At 34.6% G+C, this 1,023-nt stretch carries 1 protein-coding gene; it reads left to right on the top strand.

Annotation, left to right across the window (positions count from 1 at the left end):
* Positions 1 to 609: 609 nt before the first annotated feature.
* Positions 610 to 1,023 (top strand): ankyrin repeat domain-containing protein (locus ACJ5GX_RS01565; protein ID WP_495292622.1); only part of this gene is annotated, 414 nt, incomplete at its 3' end.

The raw sequence follows: 1,023 nt of genomic DNA, 5'->3' as shown, positions 1-1,023 counted from the left end.
AAAAAACTCAGGTATATATTGGCAGATTACATAAAATTATAGCGGCTGCATGTCTTTTTTATTTTTTCTACATTCAGCCAAAACGCGCTTTAAATAAGCGTTAGCACATTATTACAATGCCGATTTACATTATTATAGGGTTAAAACTCACTACTGGGGGATTCTTTTGCCTTTTTTTGCTTGGTAAATTTCTTAATATTTTTGATTGGTTAGGAGTTCTATAGAGATGTCATTTCAGTGCTTCTTATTACCTGTTCTGGATCCCAGTGTCAGCTACTTGGATGACACTGAAGGGGTTACTCGAATGACAAGAATAAGGAGTACTGGGATGACAAGAAAGCACTGGTTTCATATGCACCTGATAAAAAAGATGATGTCATGCAAGTAGCTGACACTGGCATCCAGTTTTTTTGTGCAATTCCGTCAAAAAAAGCGCTTTCGTGTTTACCAACTTAGTTAGATTCCAGTGTCAAGCTACTCGGATGACACCAAAGAGGCTATTTGAATCTAATTTACTATTCACAATCCCGGTTATTAGCTTATTTGAGTTGACTTTTCATCATAATTATGTAATAATTAAACATATTGTTTAATATTGAAGGTAGAATTATGACAGGAGGATATGAGTCACTGGAAAAAGTACTAAAGACGATTGAGGCTGAGAAAGATTTAAATCTCAATAATATAATTGAGAAAATAAAAACAGAACTAGAGGAACATGATCAAGGTCTATATAAAAATTGGGAGGAAGGTAAATTTGATGTAAATTATGTATTTTCTCTCTTCTTCTGTGAGTGTACGTTATTAACGATAGCTGCTGAGAATGGTTACACAAATATAGTAAATGTTTTACTAGAAAAAGAAGTAGTTGTTGATGAGAGAGATCATTCGGGTAATACTGTTTTGCATTTAGCTGCTAAGAATGGTCACGTAGATGTAGTAAAGGTTTTACTCGAAAAAGGAGCAAATGTTGATGAGAAAGGTTGGCGTGATGCGACTCCTTTGCATTTCGCTGCTAGGAAT

The sequence above is a fragment of the Wolbachia endosymbiont of Tuta absoluta genome (assembly GCF_059414725.1).
Note: the sequence above shows the minus strand (reverse complement) of the source record. Positions and strands in the feature narration are given on the sequence as shown.